Here is an 18,025-nt window from a genome sequence, read left to right on the forward strand (position 1 = left end):
TGGGCAGACAAATTCGATCTGCTGACCAGGACTCAGCAGGCACCGTGCCAGCTCTGGGCTTTTCGGGGAAAAGGCTTTTAATTCAGTAAGTAATAAAAGGACAGCGGGCTGTGTGCCCGGGGCGGTGTTTGCTGGCCTGCACCGGCTCAGTGCGATCTGCGCTTCTGTGGTGCGGGTTCAGCGCAAGCTGAAGCGAACGGGCAGCGCGTAGGTAAACGTCTGGCCGCGCATGGAGTCCGGAACCTTGGGTAGGGGCGCTGCCTGGGCCAGCATCTGCATGGCTGAGTCATCAAGCAGTTGATGCCCGGAGCTGTCCCGCAGCGAATGGCTGACCAGCGTGCCGTCACGGGCAAATTCGAAGACGATCACCGGGGTACCTTCCTGCCCGAGGCGGCGGGCCCGCCGGGGGTATTCGTAATAACGGGCGAGGTGGCGGCTGAGCTTGCTCAGGTAGCTGTCGACCTCGCTGGAATTTCCTGCGTTCTGGAGGGGTATCGCATCCTGGCTGTTTTCGGCATCTGCTTCCTCCCCCGCTTCTTCTACAGCCGCTGAATCCGTGGGCGCTGGTGTGCTGGGCTCGCTGACTGGCTCAGGAACGGGCTCTGGCTTCGGAGCCGGTTCGGGCTCTGGTTCGGGCTCTGGTTCGGGCTCGGGCTCTGGTTCTGGCTCGGGTTCAGGTTCCGGTATCGGCTCTGGTTCCGGGGTGGGTTCAGGTTCGGTCACAGGTTCCTGTTCCGGTTCTGGCGATTGTCGGCCCGCAAGGCTGATCCGGATGGCCGGAGCGGTGTTGACAGCGCTGTCGCCCAGCACCGGAAGTTCCATGGGTTTGTCTGGTGCCATCAGCGCCAGTGTGGCTACCGTCGCCACAATGGCGGCGGTCAGAATCAGAGTTTTCGGTCCCCGGCCTGCGGTTGTCATGCCCCAGGCTCCGTCAGTAGCAGCACATCGGTGTAACCGCCGGCTTCCAGAACACCCAGCAGGTCTTCCAGGTCCGCCATGGTGAGGCTTTGGTCGGCGGCAATGCGCAAAGACGCCTGATCTTCAGGTTCGGGCAAACTTGCCAGCAGTCGGTCCCGGCTGACCGTTTCTCCACCCACTGTCCAGCTGCCATCGGCCTTGACCATCAGATCTGCCTCTGGAGCGCGCTCTTCTTTTAGCTGCGAGCTTCCCGGCAGTTCCGGTAATGGGTCTTCAGTGAGCTGGCCGGCAACAATAAAGAACATCAACAACAGGAACACCAGATTGATCAGCGGCAGCAACGCATCTTCAACACGTTCCAGCAGACCTTTTCCGGAGGTGGCGGGGGGTGGAACCAGTTCGGTCATGATTCGGGTGTGCCGCTACGTTTCCAGTGGGGGGTGATGCCGGCGTTATCCAGCGTGCTCAGCGTGCGGGTAAAGCTGGCCAGGCTGGCCTCCGGAGCCGTCTCGAGGTTCGCTTCGGAAACGCCGGCGGCGGTCAGGGCCGGCACCAGCTCCTGCAGGCTGTAGCGGGTGTTCTGCCAAAGGATGCGGCCATCTACCTCTACCCGGAGTTCCGGGCGGGGGTCGCCTGCGGTGGTGCCGCGCTGGCTGGTGTCGTTGCCCAGTTCCAGGTAATCCACAGGTAACAGCCTGGTGGTGAGCATGAAAAACACCAGAAGGATAAACACCACATCAATTAGTGGTGTAATCCGGATCGGTATGGGCCTGTTTGGTCGGGGCTCAACCAGCTGCATGGGCAAAACGCGGGTTGTCTGCGGTGTCGTAGCTGTGGCTGGCTTGAGCGGCCTGCTCCGCAGCAACTGCGGATTGCCCGGTAACAGGCTGCGGCTCAGTGGCAGGCAGCACGTTGAACACGCTTACCAGGGTGCTGTTGATCACTTTGTGAATGCGTCGCAGGCGAAACTCCACCCACGCCGCCAGTGCCGCAAATGGAATGGCAATGACCAGGCCTGCGGCAGTGGTGGTCAGCGCTTCGTAGATACCGCCACTGAGCTGGCTGGCATTGGCACGACCATCGGTTGCGGCCATGGCGCTGAAGGCTTCCATCATGCCCATAACCGTGCCCAGAAGGCCAAGCAGTGGCGCCAGGGCTGCGATCACTTCAATGATCTTGAGCGGCGCTTCAAAGGGTTCCAGAGCGTGTTGGGCATCCCGCACGGCGGTCTCCCGAACCGCTGTGGTGTTTGCGGTGCCTTTGCAGGCCGACATGGTATTCACCATCAAATGCATCAGAGGATTACAACGGCCCAAAAAGCCTGCCTGCTCCCGCACCTTTTCGGGCCGGGTATCTGCCGGGGAGGACTGCCACTGCTGGATAAGGTGCTTCAGCTTGCGGGTGTATCGGGGTGCGTACAAGGCGCCGAAAAGCATCAGATAAACGAAGGTGACGAGGCCAATAACGGCAATGGCGATGAGCACAATCATCACCGGTCCGCCCATGTCGATCAGTTGGGCAAGGGGGCCGTGCTGGGCCAGTGCGGCGGATGCAGGGCTGATGGAATCCATACAGAATCGCTCGGAAAATGAAAATAGATCTAAATAATAACGATTATCACTGAAATTACAAGCGGGAATCTGATTGGAAAAACCTGTCTTTGCTACACTTTCATAAAGTTCGTAGAATGCGGTGCGTACGATTTGGACAGTATGAGGCTGGTTATTTGATAAAGTTGTGGTTTGCGAGTCTGGCGAATCGGGCAGTTGCCCTGGTAGTGGCTTTTGTGTTGGTGACCGCGGTTGTGGTGGCCAGTATTGGTTCTACGCTGAGCCGGTCAGAGCTGGAATATCAGGCGCACCGCCAAGTTGAAATGATTGTCGGAATGGTGACTCGTGACCTCGACCAGAAACTTGCCCTGCGGCGTGATGTTCTCTCTCACGTTGCCAGTGAAATCCCGGCCTCGGAAGCCCTGCTCCAGAATCGGGCGCGAGTGATGTTGCGTCAGCAGGCCTCGCTGCTCAGGCTGTTTGATGCTCTGTTTATAATGGATGCCGAGGGTGAGCTACTGGCCGCCAATCCCCTTGATTATCTGGTCCCCAGCTTCAATGCCTCGGAACGGCCATACTTCAAAGCCGTTTCCAGCCAGCTAGTGCCGATTATCAGTGAACCGTACGTTACCGCTCTTGAGGGGCGGCCAGGCGTAATGCTGGCTGCACCACTTTTTGATCACCGTAAACGTTTCACCGGCATGATTGGCGGGTTGATTCTGCTCGATGGTGACAACTTCATGAGCGATATCTCCGGGATTCGTGTGGGGGATGCAGGCTATCTGCGCCTGATAACCCGGCAGGGGGTGGTACTGGCTGATGGCCGAGACGGTCGGGTTATGGTGCCGGTGGATGCCCGGCAGAGCTCTATTGTACGTGCCATGGAGGGCTTTGAAGGTACACTTCGCGATGAGTCTGAGCAGCAAATGCCGACCATCACTGCCTATGGGCAAATGGCCCAGGTGCCTTGGTTTGTGGCGGCGGTCTGGCCCGAGACGGATGCCTTCGCGTCGGTCAATCGTATGCGCGATGCTTTCAGCTGGACACTGCTGTCAGTACTGGTCGTTTTGGTCCCCCTGGGATTCTGGTTCTTCCACCGTTTGTTGCGGCCACTGCGCGATCTGAGCGTCCAGATCTATCAGCGCCATACCGGTGAGCGCCAGATGCCGGTCTCGGAAATGGGAGGGCGGGAAATCCGGAATGTAGCCCGGGTTTTCAACATGGTCCGCCATGAGCGCGACGAGATTCTGCGATCATTGGCGGAGCGGGAGGCATTCTTCCGTTCTCTGACCCAGGATGCCCCCATTGGCATTGTCCACTCCAATATTCTCGGCCGGATTGAATTTGTTAACCCGGCGCTGTTGAACATTCTCGGTGAAACGGCTGAACAGGTTACCCAGCGCTACCTTATCTCGAAAGTGGCCGTTGAAGATCGCGACACAGCATTGGCGGGCTGGCGCCGGGCATTGACCCGCCGCAGGTTTTATCGCGGACGCCTGCGGTTGCGGACCACCCGTTCACCGGGGTATGTCTGGGTAGATACCATGACCTCGGTCATTGAACTGCCAGACCAGGCGCTTGGCACCATCACGATTGTGCGGGATATCACCCGTGAAATGCGTTTTGAGCAGGCGCTCCGGGAAGAGCAGCACAGGGCCGACTCGATCCTGGATGTGTTGCAGGAAGGCGTTCTGATGGTCGACAAGGCAGGCCTGATCCGGTACGCCAACGACGCGGCCGGCGAATTTCTTGCGTTGGGCGATGATTGCATTGGTGAGAACTTCTTCGAGACCGTGACCTTTCGTTATGACAACCACAAGATGGAGCCGGAGGAGTTTCAGGAAGGCGAGGAAATCGATAACCGGTACGTTACTCTGGAAAACTCGCAGGGTCAGGTCTTCGACATTGATCTCACCATGTTGCACTTGCGCAGGGGTGAGCATGAGGAACGCCTGGTCTTTGTGCTGAGGGACGACAGCGAACGGCGTCGGGAAGAAGAACGACTCTCCTGGGAGGCTACCCACGATGCGCTGACCCAACTGGTGAACCGCAGGGCTTTCACTGCCGCGTTGCTGAAAGCGCTGGCTGAGGCGCCACACCAGGCGACGCCCGCTGTCTTGATGATGATCGATCTGGATCATTTCAAACCGGTCAATGACCAGGGCGGCCACCTGGTGGGCGACGACCTGTTGAAACGCCTGGCGGATCTGTTCCAGAGCGCGGTTCGCCAATCGGATACCGTCGCACGATTGGGTGGTGATGAATTTGCGGTTCTGTTGCCCGGATGTGGTCTGGACCGGGCCGAAGCCCTGGCAGAAAACCTGCGCAGCCGGGTCGAGGCACTGAAAGTCCAGCACGATGGCCGTTCTTTCGGTGTCACTGTAAGCATTGGGCTCACACCGGTGTCTGCTGGCGACAGCGGCCCGAGGGAGGTCATGGCACGGGCGGATGAAGGGTGCTATATCGCCAAATCTCGGGGGCGCAATGCGGTGGTCTCAGTGCCCGCCCCGCCTGACGACACGGGACTTTAGGCCAACCAGCCGGCGGACTCCGCCGCTTGCCACAGCAGGCGCAGCGCCAGCAGTGTCAGTACCAGGTTGAAGGCGAGGCTGAACCACCGGTTGGTCATGGATTTCAAAACGTGCAGCCCCAGCCAGGTGCCGGTGAAGCCGCAGGCAATCATGGCGAGAATGAACAGCAGCCAGTCCGAGAACACGAATCCGGCAACCCCGAAGACCAGCGCTTTGGGCGCATGTTGCAAGGTCATGGCAGCGGCGAAGGTGGCCACGGTTTTAAAGCGATCCCGGTGAATCTGCTTGATAAAGGCGGCGACCAGGGGGCCCGTGGCGCCCACGAACAGGCTGACAAAACTGGTGACGGCGGAAGCTAAAAAAATGCCAACGGGCCCGAACGACGCTTTTGGCAGTTTCGGCCCCCAACACAGATACAGCACGAACAGAGCGATGGATAGCTGCCAGAGGTGCGCGGGTAAATCAACCAACAGCCAGGCGCCAAGCGCCGCCCCTGAGATTACGCCGGGCGTGAAGGCAGCAATAACCTTCCAGTCGATGTGGTGCCGGGTCAGCACTGCCCGGCCGGTATTGGAGCCAAGCTGAATCATGCCATGCACCGGAATAATCGCCGCCGGTGGCATCCAGGATGCCATCAACACTAGCAGCAGAACGCCACCACCGGCACCGAGCACAGCGGTCAGCATTGAGGTTATCGCCGAGGCTAATAGCAGGAAAAGAGCGACGCCCGGGCTAATGGCCTCTGGAAACAGGGTCAGGTCCATGGAACTCACTTTGGGATTGGCGTAAGCTCCTGAGTTTCCGGTTTATGCCCCGAAAGTCCAGTGGGGGCGGGTAAATAACAACAAACAGGGTGGCCCATGAACCAGTCCGACTATCTGAGATACGACGCAACAGCGCTGGCTGATCTGATCCGCCGGGGTGATGTGACGCCCCGAGAAGTAACCGATGCGGCGGTGGAGCGAGCCAATCATGTCAATGGGGCCTTGAACGCCATTTGCCACCCCCAGTACTCGGATGCCATGGGGCAGGCGCCGGTGTCTGATGGGCCGTTTTCTGGTGTACCCCTGCTGCTGAAAGACCTGGCCCAGGAACAGGCCGGGCAACCTTGCACCTACGGCAGCCGGGCCATGCGAAAGAATATTCCGAGCCGGGACTCACAGTTCGTACAACGTGCCCGTAAGGCCGGCTTGGTGTTTATCGGTCGCACGGCAACGCCGGAGTTCGGCCTCAAGGCCGTCACCGAGTCTGCTCTTTGGGGCCCGAGCCGCAACCCCTGGAACACAGAACTGACGCCCGGGGGCTCCAGTGGTGGCTCCGGTGCCGCGGTAGCCGCCGGTGTTGTTCCCATGGCCGGAGCCAACGATGGCGGTGGGTCCATCCGCATTCCGGCGGCTTACAACGGGTTGTTTGGACTAAAGCCATCCCGCGGCCGGATCTCTGTAGGGCCCCACGCCGGAGAGGCCTGGACCGGCGCTTCGACCGACCATGTGGTGTCCCGGACGGTGAGAGACAGCGCCAGCATGCTGGATGTGTTGGCCGGTGCAGCCAGTGGCGACCCCTTCCGAATTCCGGAACCGGAGGGTTCCTGGCTGGACCTGATGCAGCAATCGCCGGGGCGGCTGAGGATTGGTGTGTTTACCTCTTCTCCTTACGACACCGAGGTAGCGCCGGAGTGTGTGGCCGCCGTCGAAGAAACCGCCCGTATGCTGGAAGGCCTTGGGCATCATGTTGAATATGCCCGGCCGGAATTTGACGGCATGGCCCTGGCACGGTGCTACCTGGCCCTTTACTTCGGTGAAGTGTCCTCAATGATGGACAGGGCCCGCGAGCAGTTCGGTGCAGAGGACAAGGATTTTGAGCTGGAGACCCGGTTACTGGGTATGTTGGGGCGTACTATGCCGTTGCCGGATTATGTTCGCCGCCGGCAGCAATGGAATGACTTTGCCCGTGCTCTGGGTGCATTCTTCGAGCGTTTTGACCTGTACCTGTCCCCGACCACCGGCCAGTTGCCGGCCAGGATCGGTGAAATGGATACGCCGGCCCACCTCAAACTGATCGCCAGGCTGATGCTAACCCTGAAAGCGGGCAAGCTGGTCCATCGTAGCGGCCAGGTGGACCAGATGGCGCTGGAAAGCCTGGCCCGAACGCCCTTTACCCAGCTTGCGAACCTGACCGGCACGCCGGCGATGTCGGTACCCATGCACTGGACCCGCGATGGTTTGCCGGTAGGCGTCCAGTTCGGCGCCGCCCATGGCCGCGAGGATCGACTGTTGCAGCTGGCCGCCCAGCTTGAGGAAGCAAACCCCTGGTTCGCCAATTACGAACGCCTGGAAAACGCATTCTGACGCGGTGACACAAACTCCCGTGCGGGGTTGTGATCCGCGCCGGCAAACTCCACGTTTATCTTTACTGGTGGAACAGGCTATGCTGTAACACAGGGATCTGATTCCCTGACTACCCTGATGGCATCGAGGAGGCGAGCATCTTATGAACCAATCGATGGCAATCGACGATCTGGTATCCGTAGCACAGGCCGAAGCCATGGGGGAACTGGACGCCCCGATGATGGCCATAGTTCTGTCCAGTGAGCAGAGCTACGACCTGCCCATCAACTCTCTGGAAACCGATGCCGACAAGGCCCGCTGGGGTCTGATTCTGCGGGCGGCCCGCGAACATGTGGAAGCCGACGCCGTAGCGGTACTCTACCCGGCCTGGACCACCATCCGTCGAAAACCGACCGATGCCGAAACATCCCAGGCCCAGGCAGAGGATGAAGACAGTGCCGATGATGATAACGGCCCCATCGACACCCTGTTTGTGCAGCTGCACACCCGAGACAGAATCTATTGGCGGGGCTTTGAACAAATCCGCGATCCCAAACATCAGCGCATTATCGGCTTTCGCCGGATCAAAGCGCTGTCCACCGACTACGACAGAGACAGCGCGCCAAGCGTGGCTGCCTGGTTGAGCACCCTGTTCGAACCTTTGCCAGACGAAGGCGAGGAAACCGATATCGACCGCGAGCTGGCGGATTTGCTGGAAGAACCCGAGGTCAGCGCGGCGCTCTACCCGCGGCAGATGCGGGCGTTGCACTGATCCCGTGATAAAGGCCGGCCGGGCGCCACGGCCCCGGCCGGATAGGTTCTATATTTCGGCGATCCGTTCCACCACCCAATACAGGCTCAGGGCGCCGACTGCCACGAGCATGGCTGGCACGGCGGCCCGTTCGTAGAAACGCGAGCGGGCGGCGAGGTACAGCAATGGGAAAACCACCAGCACCAGCGCAACCTGCCCCAGTTCCACGCCAAGATTGAACCCGGCCAGCGCCACCGCCATTTGAGAGACGCCGGTGGTCAGATCGCCCAGCACACTGGCAAAACCAAACCCGTGAATAAGACCGAAGCCGAAGGCCAGCTTCCAGGTTTTCCGGCCCAGTATCGGCCAGATGACGTTCAGGGCGGCCAGCGCAACGGACAACGCAATAATGGTCTCTACCCAGGCAATGGGCAGGCGCACCACACCGAGTGCTGAAAGTCCAAGGGTAATGGAATGGGCCACAGTAAAAGCGGTGACGATGCCGACCAGTTCAAGCAGCCTCGGTCTCAGACCGGCGTGAACCGAAGTATGTCGGGTCCCAGTAGTTTCCCGTCGTCGAATCGTGGCTGGCAGCATCAACACCAGCAGGAAGAGAATGTGATCAAGCCCTATCAGCAAGTGAACGACGCCTTCATAGAGAAACGTGCCGAATAAGCGACCACTACCGAAGCTGGTTGCTGCCAAGGCTAGCGTTGGGTCATCGGGGCCAATAACGGCAAGCGTCTCCTGGCCTTCGTAGGTCAGGCTGACAAGCCCCCTGTGCAGGGGGTCGCGATCAAACAGCAGTGTATAGGTAATGGATTCCGGTACTTGTCCGTTTGGGCATGAGACCTGATACAAAGCCGCCGCGTAAGGGCCATCGCTGTGGGTGGATAGCCCCCACTGCTCACCCTGCAGGGCGCAGCTGCCGCTGTGATTGGCCAGGAGCAGACCCTCCTCCAGGTAGCGGGTAATTTCTCCTCGGGCTGCTCTTAGCTCGGCACCACTGACCCTCCGGTCGGCATTGCGGTCGAGGGGCACCTCCAGGGCAAGGTCCCTGAGGGCGAGGTCCACCCGGACGGTCGACTGGTCAAGGTCAAGGTAGATAAAGGCATCGCTGGCCTTGTGGGCCCAGGCCGGCGATGAGCTTGCTGCCAGCATCGCAACGAACAGTAACCCAGGAAGAAGGAATCGGTTCATGAGTCGGTCTCCGGGAAGCGGCTGTCGGTTTGCCGGTGTTGGTTCAGCCAGTTGCGAACCGTGTTGGCGGGTTCTTCTTCGCCGGCCGCAATGCTGGCGCGTAATACCAGCCTGGTGTCCTCCGGCTCCCGTTGATCTTGCCAGTTGGCCAATGCATGACTAAGCGCTTGCTGTGGTTGTCCTTCCACATCAAGTTGGAACCGTGCCAGATCTCGTTCATGCAGAAGGCTCCCCCGCCAGCGAGCTTCGGAAAACCGCTCTCTCAGGCGAGTGATCACGGCATTGGCTTGAGGATGATTGGTTTGCAGCATGGCAATCGCCTGGACAACTGCCAGGGAGTCCACGTGCTCATAGCCTTCTGTCAAAGGCAGGGTGTTCTCTGGTTGGTTGTTGTCCAGAAACCAGTCGGCCAGCCGGGCGCGGGTGTACAGATCGTCTGGCTGCTGGCTGAGAATGAACCGCCAGTGGTCGCGGGCACGGGCATCGCCGAGCTGGGCTGCGAGGTCTGCAAGCGTCCCCTCCGCCCAGAGTCTTGCCGAGCTGTTGTGCCGCTGTTCTGCGCGGGTACGATCAAGAAGCTGTTGATATGCCGCTTGTGGTTGCCCGGTTCGGCCCTGAACTTGTGCCTGACAACTGTGGGCAACCAGCCCCGGCGAGGATTCAATCAAAGCGTGACATTGTACGGCCGCCTGTTCATAGCGGCCCTGTACCAACTCAAGGTTTGCCAGCGTCAGTTGGGCCTGTCGCTTCTGAGTTGGGTCATTGGCGGTGTTAATGACGGTTTGCAGGTCGGCCCGTGCATCGTCAAATTGATGCAGGCTTTGCCGAACCGTGGCTCGAAGAACTCGCAGTCGGTCGGTCAGTCGGTCCTCGGGCCATTGCGAGAGCAAGCCGCTGGCATAACCCAGGTATCTTGGGTCGCCATCCCGTCTGGCCTGGAGGATCTGCTGCTGTATGGTGTCTGCCAGTTCCGCTGCGTTGTCGGGCAGCGGGGCTTGGGTTAGCGCGGGTTGTGGCAGGGTGACCAGAATGTCGGTGTCACCAAAGTCGGTTCTGATATCGGCGGGTGCTGCCCAGGCGGCGGAGCCAAAAACGGCCATCCCGGTCAGGATGGCTGAAAAGGCTCCGCCCTTCAGGGCAGGCGCAAGAGCCACCAGCGCGCCGTGCCTGGCACGCTGGTGGCAGAGCAAACCGCGATCAGAACAGGTTGTCAAACGCCTGTTCGTTATCTTGATCATTGAAGCTGAACTCCAGGTTATTGATGTTGACCGGTTCGCGATCATCCGCCGTGCGCTGTATCTCGTTCTGGACGAACGTGGTGAAATCCACCGAGATTTTCAGGTCCTGGCCCCGGTTGTTGGAGCTGTCAGAACAGCCTGTCAGTGCCAGACCAAACACCAACAGCGCCGCGATCTTGAGTATGGGTTTCATGGAAACCTCCTTTTGTCGCTTCAGTTACGCTGTGGATTCGGGGAGCCAGAGAACGGATGGCCCAGGTACGGGAAGCCGCTCAGCAGAAGATCCCGATCAACCACTGCTCCGTCGGTGTATTCGATCTGACCAGCAGGTGCCGATTCCTCATCGAGCAGGACGCCCATCACCACGCGCAAGGCAATGTCCACCACATCATCCACAGGCCGGCGGCCATTCGGGAAGCCGGTAACGTCTCCGGCGATGACGCCCAGATCATCCTGCATGGTGACGTCGCTGCTGGCGGCCTCAATGCTGGTGTTCAGCCGAAGCATTTCACCCAGGGTTGGCGTGCCGCCGGGGCGTGTCAGGTCTGGTACACCATTGAGGAAGGCCCAAACCAGATCGGTGCGTGGATAGGCGTCGGGCGCCTGCACACCGAACAGGCTCTCGATCAGCACTGGTAAGGTGGGAGTCAGTACATAGGGTGCGAAGTTAGACGCATCGTCTTTCGGCTCGCTGGCATTGAAGAGATCCTTATCCCGAAGGCCAATCACGACTTCATTGACCAGCGGGGAACCGAGGCGCGACACCTGGGTGAATGCGCCACCTTCAACGGTCGCACCCTTGCCTGCATCACCTTCTTCGAAGGCGACAGGTCGCGGATTGATCACTCGTGCCTGGCGAAGGCTGGCTGTAGTCCAGGCACCGATGACCGGATCATTGGCCGAGGCAACACACTCGATCGGCACCTCAAGAGCAAGCGACGTCACGTTCTTGCCTTCCAGAATATTCAGACCAAGATCCCCGCCGTTCGCGCCGGTGACATCCTCGGGCGACAGGTTGATCAGATCGAAGACTTCGCCGAGGTTGACGGCAAAGGCTTCGGCCCGCTGGCCGGCAAACACCCGGCCGGTGCCGCAGCCCGGAATATTGGCAGTGTATACATGGCTCTGGGCATAGGCAGGATAATCCGCAATGGTTTTACTGCCGATGTTATCCAGTGGCTTGCTGAAGGTGGGGCTGCCTCCGTCACCGGTGACGGGCTGTGATACGCCGGTGCGCCGATCACCTCGAATGACATCCACGGTATAGGTCTGGCGAACCTGAATAGCGCCGTTCATGGCGTCATCCATGGCGCCGGGACCAACCGGTGCGCCAGTTTTCAGAGGGATGGAGACCATTTCTCCGTTCACATCGATTTTGAGATCCTGCTTCACATCCTGGAATGAGAAACGGAAGGTGATGTCTTCCTGCGCGTTCCCGGTGTTGTCGATGTGAATCTCGTAGATGGCGTCTTCATCAAGATCGAAGTAGTTGGGCCCGCCATAGGCATCCTGCAGTGGAAGGTAGTTTGCGATCAATGTGACGAAACCTTCCCGGCCAGATTCATAACTGCGGAACATATAGAAATCGGTTCCGTCCACTTTCGGTATCTCGGTGATGAATGGGGCTTCTCTGTGGCTGGACGCGTGTCCGGATCCGGCGGCCAGGCACAAACCGGCAACCGCAACTGCGAGGCCGGAGCGTTTTATTAATGTGTTCATTCCGTGCTTCCTCATCGATGGTTGGTAATGCAAAGGGGTAACGGGTGCCACCGGTGAAAAGATGCACTCCGGCGCAAAATAAAAGATGTGATTTTCAACGAGCGGTCTTGCAACTTTCGCGGCACCCGCCCCGTAACTGTTCAGGAGCATTGGAGGACACGGGGCAGAACATGACGGTTGATGAGTCAGAACAAAAAGAATTGTTGAACCTGTTGTTGGCAGTGGCACAGCATGATCGGGAGGCTTTTCGACAGCTGTACCAGCGAGTCTCGGCTCGCATGTTCGGGCTGTGTTACAAGCTCTCAGGCCAACAGGATCTCGCGGAAGAAGCCTTGCAGGATGCCTTTGTTCAGATCTGGCACAACGCGGGCGAGTATCACGGCGATAGAGGTGCACCCCTGGGCTGGATGTTGACCATTGCCAGATACCGAACTCTTGATCTCATCCGGGCACGCCGACCTCTGAGAAGTGCTGGTGACGACATGTTGAAACATCTGGAAGACGGACGCTGGGGGCCACTGGAGACCCGGCTACAGCAAGCTGGAGCAACAGCGCTGACAGGGTGCCTGGAAGAGTTGAGCGATACCCAGCGAGACACCATTCTGCTGTCCTACTACCGGGGCCTGACCCACGATGAGCTGGCTCAGGCCTTGAGCTCGCCTGTCGGCACTGTGAAGAGCTGGATAAGGCGCGGCCTGATGGCGCTGAAGAGGTGCCTGGAACGATGAAAAAAACGCCGGAACGTGTTGAAAGTCTCGCCGCAGAGTATGTGTTGGGTTCGCTAACCGGGCGGGCGAGGCAGCGCTTCGAGCGCTGGATGATGCAATCGGTGCAGGTTCGGCAGGAGGTCTGGTTCTGGGAAGAAAGGCTTGGCCAACTGACTCGGGCGGTGCCGTCGGTCAGTCCAGCCCCGTCGGTCTGGGCGAACATAGAACAGCGACTCTGGCCCACTGCCGGAGAATCTACCCAGGAACGCCCGCGCATGCGTTGGCTCTGGCCGAGCTGGAGCTTGCTGGCAAGCGCGGCTGCCTTGGTTCTGGCAGTGATTGTGGTTTCTCCTCACCAGACGGGCACAGGCCGTGATGTCCAGTTAACCGGCGCAGTGGTGCAGGCTGACGTGAGCGATCCGCTATGGCTGGTCAGCGAAGCGGGAAGTAACCGATTGAGGCTGAGACCCGTGGCCGCCGTCGACGCAGAACAGGGCAGAGATTACGAGTTATGGGTAGTGCCGGGTGACGGTAGCCCCTTGTCGTTGGGCATTATGGCCGTGGGAGGAGTATACGAGGTGACGCTGTCTGAGGATGCCCGCAGGCTGCTGGCCAGCAGCCGCACGCTGGCCATCAGCCTGGAGCCGAGAGGCGGCTCTCCCACGGGCGTACCGACCGGCCCGGTCCTGCATATCACCCGGCTTTACGAGATGTGAAACAGGGTCGAGCCGCCTCTCGGCTGATCAGTGGTTGGTGGTTAGCAGCGTGAGGCACAATTGTGCGTTCTGGATAAAGTGGGCAAAGGCTGCCAGCTGCTGTTCCGACGGCACATAGCCCGCCGCCGCATTATCGGCATAGAACAGGCCCACCAGTCGGCCCTTGGCGGTAAGCGAGCCTACCAGGGCCGGCACCTTGCCCAGCCAGCGGTCATAGGGAACACCGCCCGCCTGTTTGCCGGGTTTGTAGATGGCACAAGTGCCATGGGGTAAAAGCTCTCCTAGTGGCCCGGTGCCATCCTTGTGGATAATCAGGTGTTCGCGCCACTCTTCGGTACCACGACCGCCTACCTTTCTGGGAATCAGGTCTTGTCCGGTGCGGTCACTCATCAGCAGGGCTACCCGTTGCATTCCAATGGCCCGGTGAATGCCTTCGATCACCAGCTGGCACACTTCGTTGATATCGGGTTTTTCTGCCAGTGTATGGGTCAGATCCCGAAGGATCTGCAACTGTAGGGCGGGGTCCATAACCGGGGCTTCGGCGCCGTGTCCGGCGGCGCTCTCCTGATTGCCGGGCAGCAACGCCGTGACCTGCGGAATGCCCAGAGACACGGCTACTTTGGTGGCTTCCTGGGCGTTGACCTTCAGTTGGTCCCGGATGGCGGCGGGGCTTTCTCCAACATCTGCCGACAAACGTTCCAGCACCTTGTCCATCTCTGGCCCGCTCCAGCCATGCTCGGACACCGTGGCCATTTCCACGGTGTTGCGCACCAGGCTGCTAGCCAGGGAATTGGCTTTGCCGGGCGCCACCACTTCACGGATAAACGGCCCTAAAGACCAGGCTTCCACCAGGCCCCGGGTGATCTCGGTAAAGGTGGTGTGCAGCACGGCCTTCTGTGCCTCCACAGGCGGTTCGTCCAACCGCAGGCGCTCTTCCAGCTCGGTCGCCTGATCGGTTTCGCAGGACCAGAATGCCAGCTCACCGATGTTCATCAGCAAGGCCCCGATAAACACCTCCTCTAGAGCATGCTCTGTGCGTTTGGGCATCAAGCACCGGGCCTGAACGGCTGCGTGAATAGCGCGGGCAAGGCAACGCAACAGGTGTGGCCGGTCGTTGCGTTTGAGCAGAGTGTCGACAATCAGCGATGAAATCGCCATGGATTTCACGGCATCGAAACCGATCAACGTGATGGCACGGCTGACCGTGCTCACCTGGGTGCGGGTCTGGTTGTAGAACACCGTGTTGGAAAGTCGAAGCACCTGGGACGTCAACTGGGCATCATTCAGAATCACATTCGCCAGTTCGTTCACTGTGCTGTTGCGGCTGTCGGTCAGTTCGTTGATCTGCCGGAGGGTGTTGGCCAATACCGGCAGCTCTACCTTGCTGAGGTAGGAAACCCATGCCTGGGTGGAATTCATCCTTGAGGGCGTATTCTCGGACGGTGTAGTCACAGGTACGGCGCGCCTCGGATAGGTGGAGGTTTATTAATGTTCTTTTCAAATAGCAGTTTAGCTGAGGGCAGGCCGGTGTGTCAGGTAGCTTTTTGTGTAAGGGCAACTACACACCGCCCGGATTCGGGTTTGGTCATCGAATAGGCTATAATCGCCGGTTTTCGGCTGCGCGCCCTACGCACTCCAAAGGCAAAGACCAAGGCACTGATCGTGATTGTATTTGACCAGGTACAGAAGTCATACCAGGTGGCCGGCCGGGCGATCCCCGCGCTGCACCCCACCAGTATGACCATTGAAACCGGCGAGGTATTCGGCATCGTCGGCCATTCCGGCGCGGGTAAGTCCACCCTCGTGCGGCTGATCAACCTGCTGGAACCGCCCACCGGCGGCCGCATCCTGATCGACGACGAAGACATTACCCGGTACAACTCTGCGGAGCTGCGAGCCTTCCGCCGCAAAGTGGGCATGATCTTCCAGCACTTCAACCTGCTGTCGTCCAAAACCGTGGCAGACAACATCGCGTTTCCGATGAAGCTGGCGGGCATCTACAGCAAAACCGAGATACGGGAGCGGGTACAGGAACTGCTGGCCCGGGTGAGCCTGACCGACCACGCCGACAAGTATCCGTCTCAGCTGTCTGGCGGCCAGAAACAACGCGTTGGTATCGCCCGCGCCCTGGCCTGCCGCCCCACCATTCTGCTGTGCGACGAAGCCACCAGCGCACTGGACCCGCAAACCACACAGTCGGTCCTGAAACTGCTGGGTGACATCAACAAAGAACTGGGCCTGACCATTGTCTTGATCACCCACGAAATGGACGTGGTGCGCCGGGTGTGCGACCGGGTGGCCGTAATGGACGCCGGTCGCGTCGTGGAAATGGGCCCTGTGAGCGAGGTGTTCCTGCACCCCCAGCACCCCACCACCCGGGATTTTGTGTTCGAAAGCGAAAACATCGACCGCAACGAACTCCAGGAAGACCTGCAAAAAGCCGAAGGCCGCATCCTGCGCCTGACCTTCAAGGGCGAATCCACCTACAAACCCCTGTTGGGCAGCGTGGCAAGGGAATCCGGCGTAGACTTCAGCATCCTCTCCGGCCGGATCGATCACATCAAAGACACCCCCTACGGCCAGCTGACCCTGTCACTGGTGGGCGGTGATCTCGACGTCGCCATGCAGGCGCTGGAAGCCGCCGACGTTCACGTGGAGGTAGTGCGCTGATGGAAGCTTTGATGGAAACCCTCATGGGCAACGTCGACTGGCTGGAAATCGGCTGGGCCAGCTGGGACACCCTGGTGATGGTGGGCATGTCCCTGCTGTTCAGCGTACTGATCGGCCTGCCCATTGGCGTATTACTGTTCCTGTTCGGCAAACGCCAGCTGTTGGAACAACCGGTGGCCTACGCGGTGTTGTCGTTCGTGGTCAACGTACTGCGTTCCGTGCCCTTCATCATCCTGTTGATCGTGATGATCCCGTTCACCGTACTGCTCATCGGCACCTCCCTGGGCGTGGCCGGCGCCATTCCGCCACTGGTCGCCGGCGGTGCCCCCTTCTTCGCCCGCCTGGTGGAAACCTCCCTGCGGGAAGTCGACCGCGGCATCATCGAAGCCACCCAGGCGATGGGTGCTAACGTGCGCCAGATCATCTTCGGCGCCTTGCTGCCGGAAGCGCTTCCGGGCATCATCGCCGGTATTACCGTGACCGCCATCACCCTGGTCTCCTACGCGGCCATGTCTGGCGTCATCGGTGGCGGCGGCCTGGGCGACCTGGCCATCCGCTTCGGTTACCAGCGTTTCCAGACCGACGTGATGGTGATCACTGTCGCGTTGCTGGTGATTTTCGTACAGGTACTCCAGATGGTCGGTGACCGTCTGGTGCTTTATTTCAGCAGAAAGTAAGACCGTGATTGAGCCGGGCAGGCAATTCCAAAGTCCGGTATAGGCAGGCTGCTGGGAGGCTCCTTCCGAAAACCTGGAGCGCCAGGGATGGCGCGACGGAGCCCTACATGGACGTATTCACGGGCGTTTTTCGGAAGGAGCCTCCCAGCTGCGTGCCGTAAACCAAAGTTAAACACGATGCTCCACAGGAGAACGCAATAATGAATCTGAAGAAAACTCTGGTAGCCATCGCTGCCGTAGCAACTTTCTCCTCTGCTGCTGTTGCAGAGAAACTGTCCGTAGCCGCCACTCCGGTCCCGCATGCTGAGCTGCTGGAATTCGTCAAGCCGGCACTGGCCGAGCAAGGTGTCGAGCTGGATGTGAAAGTCTTCACCGACTACGTACAGCCCAACATCCAGGTTGATCAGAAGCGCATGGACGCCAACTTCTTCCAGCACCAGCCGTACCTCGACGAATTCAACAGCGGCCGTGGCACCAATCTGGTCACCGTTGCCGGTATCCACGTTGAACCCTTCGGCGCCTACTCCAGCAAAATCAGCTCCCTCGACGAACTGAAAGACCGCGCCGTAGTGGCCATCCCCAACGACCCCACCAACGGCGGCCGCGCCCTGTTGCTGCTTCAGGAAGCTGGCCTGATCACCCTGAAAGACGAAAGCAAGATCACCGCCACACCTCGTGACATTGCCGACAACCCCAAGCGCCTTAACTTCCGCGAACTGGAAGCCGCTACCCTGCCGCGTATCCTGAACCAGGTCGACATGGCCCTGATCAACACCAACTACGCGCTGGAAGCTGGCCTGAACCCGTCTGAAGATGCCATGGTGATCGAAGGTGCCGAGTCCCCTTACGTGAACATCCTGGTTGCCCGCCCGGACAACAAGGACAGCGACGCCATGCAGAAACTGGCCAACGCGCTGAAATCAGACGCGGTTCGCGAGTTCATCAAAGAAAAATACGAAGGTGCCGTGGTTCCCGCATTCTGACATCGGGGTACCCAGGAATGAAAAAGCCGGGCAGTGTG

18 protein-coding genes are annotated in these 18,025 nt (G+C 59.6%); 8 read left to right on the forward strand and 10 right to left on the reverse strand.

The annotated features are described in order from the left end of the window. Positions 1 to 177 precede the first annotated feature (177 nt). Genes ACNSOI_RS00870 through ACNSOI_RS00885 form a run of 4 tightly spaced genes read right to left on the reverse strand, consistent with a single transcriptional unit; the run spans position 178 to position 2,489 of the window. A complete protein-coding gene (locus ACNSOI_RS00870) occupies positions 178 to 918 on the reverse strand; it encodes an energy transducer TonB (protein WP_286253053.1) in 741 nt (246 codons plus the stop codon). Then, complete coding sequence (locus ACNSOI_RS00875; RefSeq protein ID WP_138437304.1) at positions 915 to 1,325, reverse strand: ExbD/TolR family protein; 411 nt, start codon at positions 1,323 to 1,325, stop codon at positions 915 to 917. Before ACNSOI_RS00875 ends, ACNSOI_RS00870 begins: the two co-directional genes overlap by 4 nt. Next, positions 1,322 to 1,717 (reverse strand): ExbD/TolR family protein, encoded by a 396-nt coding sequence (locus tag ACNSOI_RS00880; RefSeq protein ID WP_420194910.1) that lies wholly within the window; start codon positions 1,715 to 1,717, stop codon positions 1,322 to 1,324. Before ACNSOI_RS00880 ends, ACNSOI_RS00875 begins: the two co-directional genes overlap by 4 nt. Next, entirely contained in the window at positions 1,704 to 2,489 is a 786-nt protein-coding gene (locus ACNSOI_RS00885) for a MotA/TolQ/ExbB proton channel family protein (protein WP_106694252.1), read from the reverse strand. The genes ACNSOI_RS00880 and ACNSOI_RS00885 overlap by 14 nt, the downstream gene beginning before the upstream one ends. Before the next feature lie 155 nt (positions 2,490 to 2,644). Here ACNSOI_RS00885 and ACNSOI_RS00890 point away from each other — a divergent pair, with 155 nt between their 5' ends. After that, positions 2,645 to 4,999, forward strand: coding sequence for a GGDEF domain-containing protein (locus ACNSOI_RS00890; RefSeq protein ID WP_420194911.1), 2,355 nt, complete (start codon positions 2,645 to 2,647; stop codon positions 4,997 to 4,999). Here the strand turns inward: ACNSOI_RS00890 and ACNSOI_RS00895 are convergent. Continuing rightward, positions 4,996 to 5,763 carry a sulfite exporter TauE/SafE family protein gene (locus ACNSOI_RS00895; protein ID WP_286253061.1) on the reverse strand — a complete coding sequence of 256 codons (768 nt, stop codon included), beginning with the start codon at positions 5,761 to 5,763 and terminating at the stop codon, positions 4,996 to 4,998. The two genes, ACNSOI_RS00890 and ACNSOI_RS00895, sit on opposite strands and share 4 nt — an antisense overlap. A gap of 96 nt (positions 5,764 to 5,859) precedes the next feature. Between ACNSOI_RS00895 and ACNSOI_RS00900 the strand changes: the two genes are divergently transcribed. Together ACNSOI_RS00900 and ACNSOI_RS00905 are read left to right on the forward strand one after the other, a co-directional pair. After that, a complete protein-coding gene (locus ACNSOI_RS00900; protein ID WP_286253063.1) occupies positions 5,860 to 7,347 on the forward strand; it encodes an amidase in 1,488 nt (495 codons plus the stop codon). A 142-nt stretch (positions 7,348 to 7,489) separates the two neighbouring features. Then, a complete protein-coding gene (locus ACNSOI_RS00905; protein ID WP_058092818.1) occupies positions 7,490 to 8,098 on the forward strand; it encodes a hypothetical protein in 609 nt (202 codons plus the stop codon). Between the two features lie 48 nt (positions 8,099 to 8,146). On the opposite strand, the gene ACNSOI_RS00910 is transcribed toward ACNSOI_RS00905, so the two are convergent. From ACNSOI_RS00910 to ACNSOI_RS00925, 4 genes are read right to left on the reverse strand one after another with little or no spacing between them, the layout of a single operon-like run. Next, positions 8,147 to 9,277, reverse strand: a complete 1,131-nt coding sequence (locus tag ACNSOI_RS00910; RefSeq protein ID WP_106694255.1) for a HupE/UreJ family protein — start codon at positions 9,275 to 9,277, stop codon at positions 8,147 to 8,149. Beyond that, the gene (locus ACNSOI_RS00915; RefSeq protein WP_420194912.1) at positions 9,274 to 10,491 is read right to left on the reverse strand and encodes a tetratricopeptide repeat protein; all 1,218 of its coding nucleotides are present in this window, start codon (positions 10,489 to 10,491) and stop codon (positions 9,274 to 9,276) included. Before ACNSOI_RS00915 ends, ACNSOI_RS00910 begins: the two co-directional genes overlap by 4 nt. Beyond that, positions 10,475 to 10,708, reverse strand: a complete 234-nt coding sequence (locus ACNSOI_RS00920; protein ID WP_286253066.1) for a hypothetical protein — start codon at positions 10,706 to 10,708, stop codon at positions 10,475 to 10,477. The genes ACNSOI_RS00915 and ACNSOI_RS00920 overlap by 17 nt, the downstream gene beginning before the upstream one ends. Positions 10,709 to 10,728: 20 nt before the next feature. After that, the gene (locus tag ACNSOI_RS00925) at positions 10,729 to 12,234 is read right to left on the reverse strand and encodes a DUF4331 domain-containing protein (protein WP_286253067.1); all 1,506 of its coding nucleotides are present in this window, start codon (positions 12,232 to 12,234) and stop codon (positions 10,729 to 10,731) included. Between the two features lie 170 nt (positions 12,235 to 12,404). Here ACNSOI_RS00925 and ACNSOI_RS00930 point away from each other — a divergent pair, with 170 nt between their 5' ends. Together ACNSOI_RS00930 and ACNSOI_RS00935 are read left to right on the forward strand one after the other, a co-directional pair. Continuing rightward, positions 12,405 to 12,962, forward strand: coding sequence for a sigma-70 family RNA polymerase sigma factor (locus ACNSOI_RS00930; protein WP_138437296.1), 558 nt, complete (start codon positions 12,405 to 12,407; stop codon positions 12,960 to 12,962). After that, positions 12,959 to 13,657 (forward strand): anti-sigma factor, encoded by a 699-nt coding sequence (locus ACNSOI_RS00935; RefSeq protein ID WP_286253070.1) that lies wholly within the window; start codon positions 12,959 to 12,961, stop codon positions 13,655 to 13,657. Before ACNSOI_RS00930 ends, ACNSOI_RS00935 begins: the two co-directional genes overlap by 4 nt. A gap of 27 nt (positions 13,658 to 13,684) precedes the next feature. Here ACNSOI_RS00935 and ACNSOI_RS00940 read toward each other — a convergent pair whose 3' ends face one another. Next, a complete protein-coding gene (locus tag ACNSOI_RS00940) occupies positions 13,685 to 15,109 on the reverse strand; it encodes an HDOD domain-containing protein (RefSeq protein ID WP_420194913.1) in 1,425 nt (474 codons plus the stop codon). Positions 15,110 to 15,319: 210 nt separating this feature from the next. Between ACNSOI_RS00940 and ACNSOI_RS00945 the strand changes: the two genes are divergently transcribed. The 3 genes from ACNSOI_RS00945 (at position 15,320) to ACNSOI_RS00955 (ending at position 17,987) form a co-directional block, all read left to right on the forward strand. Next, the gene (locus ACNSOI_RS00945) at positions 15,320 to 16,327 is read left to right on the forward strand and encodes a methionine ABC transporter ATP-binding protein (protein WP_106694261.1); all 1,008 of its coding nucleotides are present in this window, start codon (positions 15,320 to 15,322) and stop codon (positions 16,325 to 16,327) included. Continuing rightward, positions 16,327 to 17,004, forward strand: a complete 678-nt coding sequence (locus ACNSOI_RS00950) for a methionine ABC transporter permease (protein ID WP_058092815.1) — start codon at positions 16,327 to 16,329, stop codon at positions 17,002 to 17,004. Before ACNSOI_RS00945 ends, ACNSOI_RS00950 begins: the two co-directional genes overlap by 1 nt. Before the next feature lie 200 nt (positions 17,005 to 17,204). Beyond that, positions 17,205 to 17,987 carry a MetQ/NlpA family ABC transporter substrate-binding protein gene (locus ACNSOI_RS00955; protein WP_058092814.1) on the forward strand — a complete coding sequence of 261 codons (783 nt, stop codon included), beginning with the start codon at positions 17,205 to 17,207 and terminating at the stop codon, positions 17,985 to 17,987. Positions 17,988 to 18,025 lie beyond the last annotated feature (38 nt).

The organism is Marinobacter sp. GH_1 (assembly GCF_048595985.1).
GTDB classification, from domain to species: Bacteria; Pseudomonadota; Gammaproteobacteria; order Pseudomonadales; family Oleiphilaceae; genus Marinobacter; species Marinobacter shengliensis.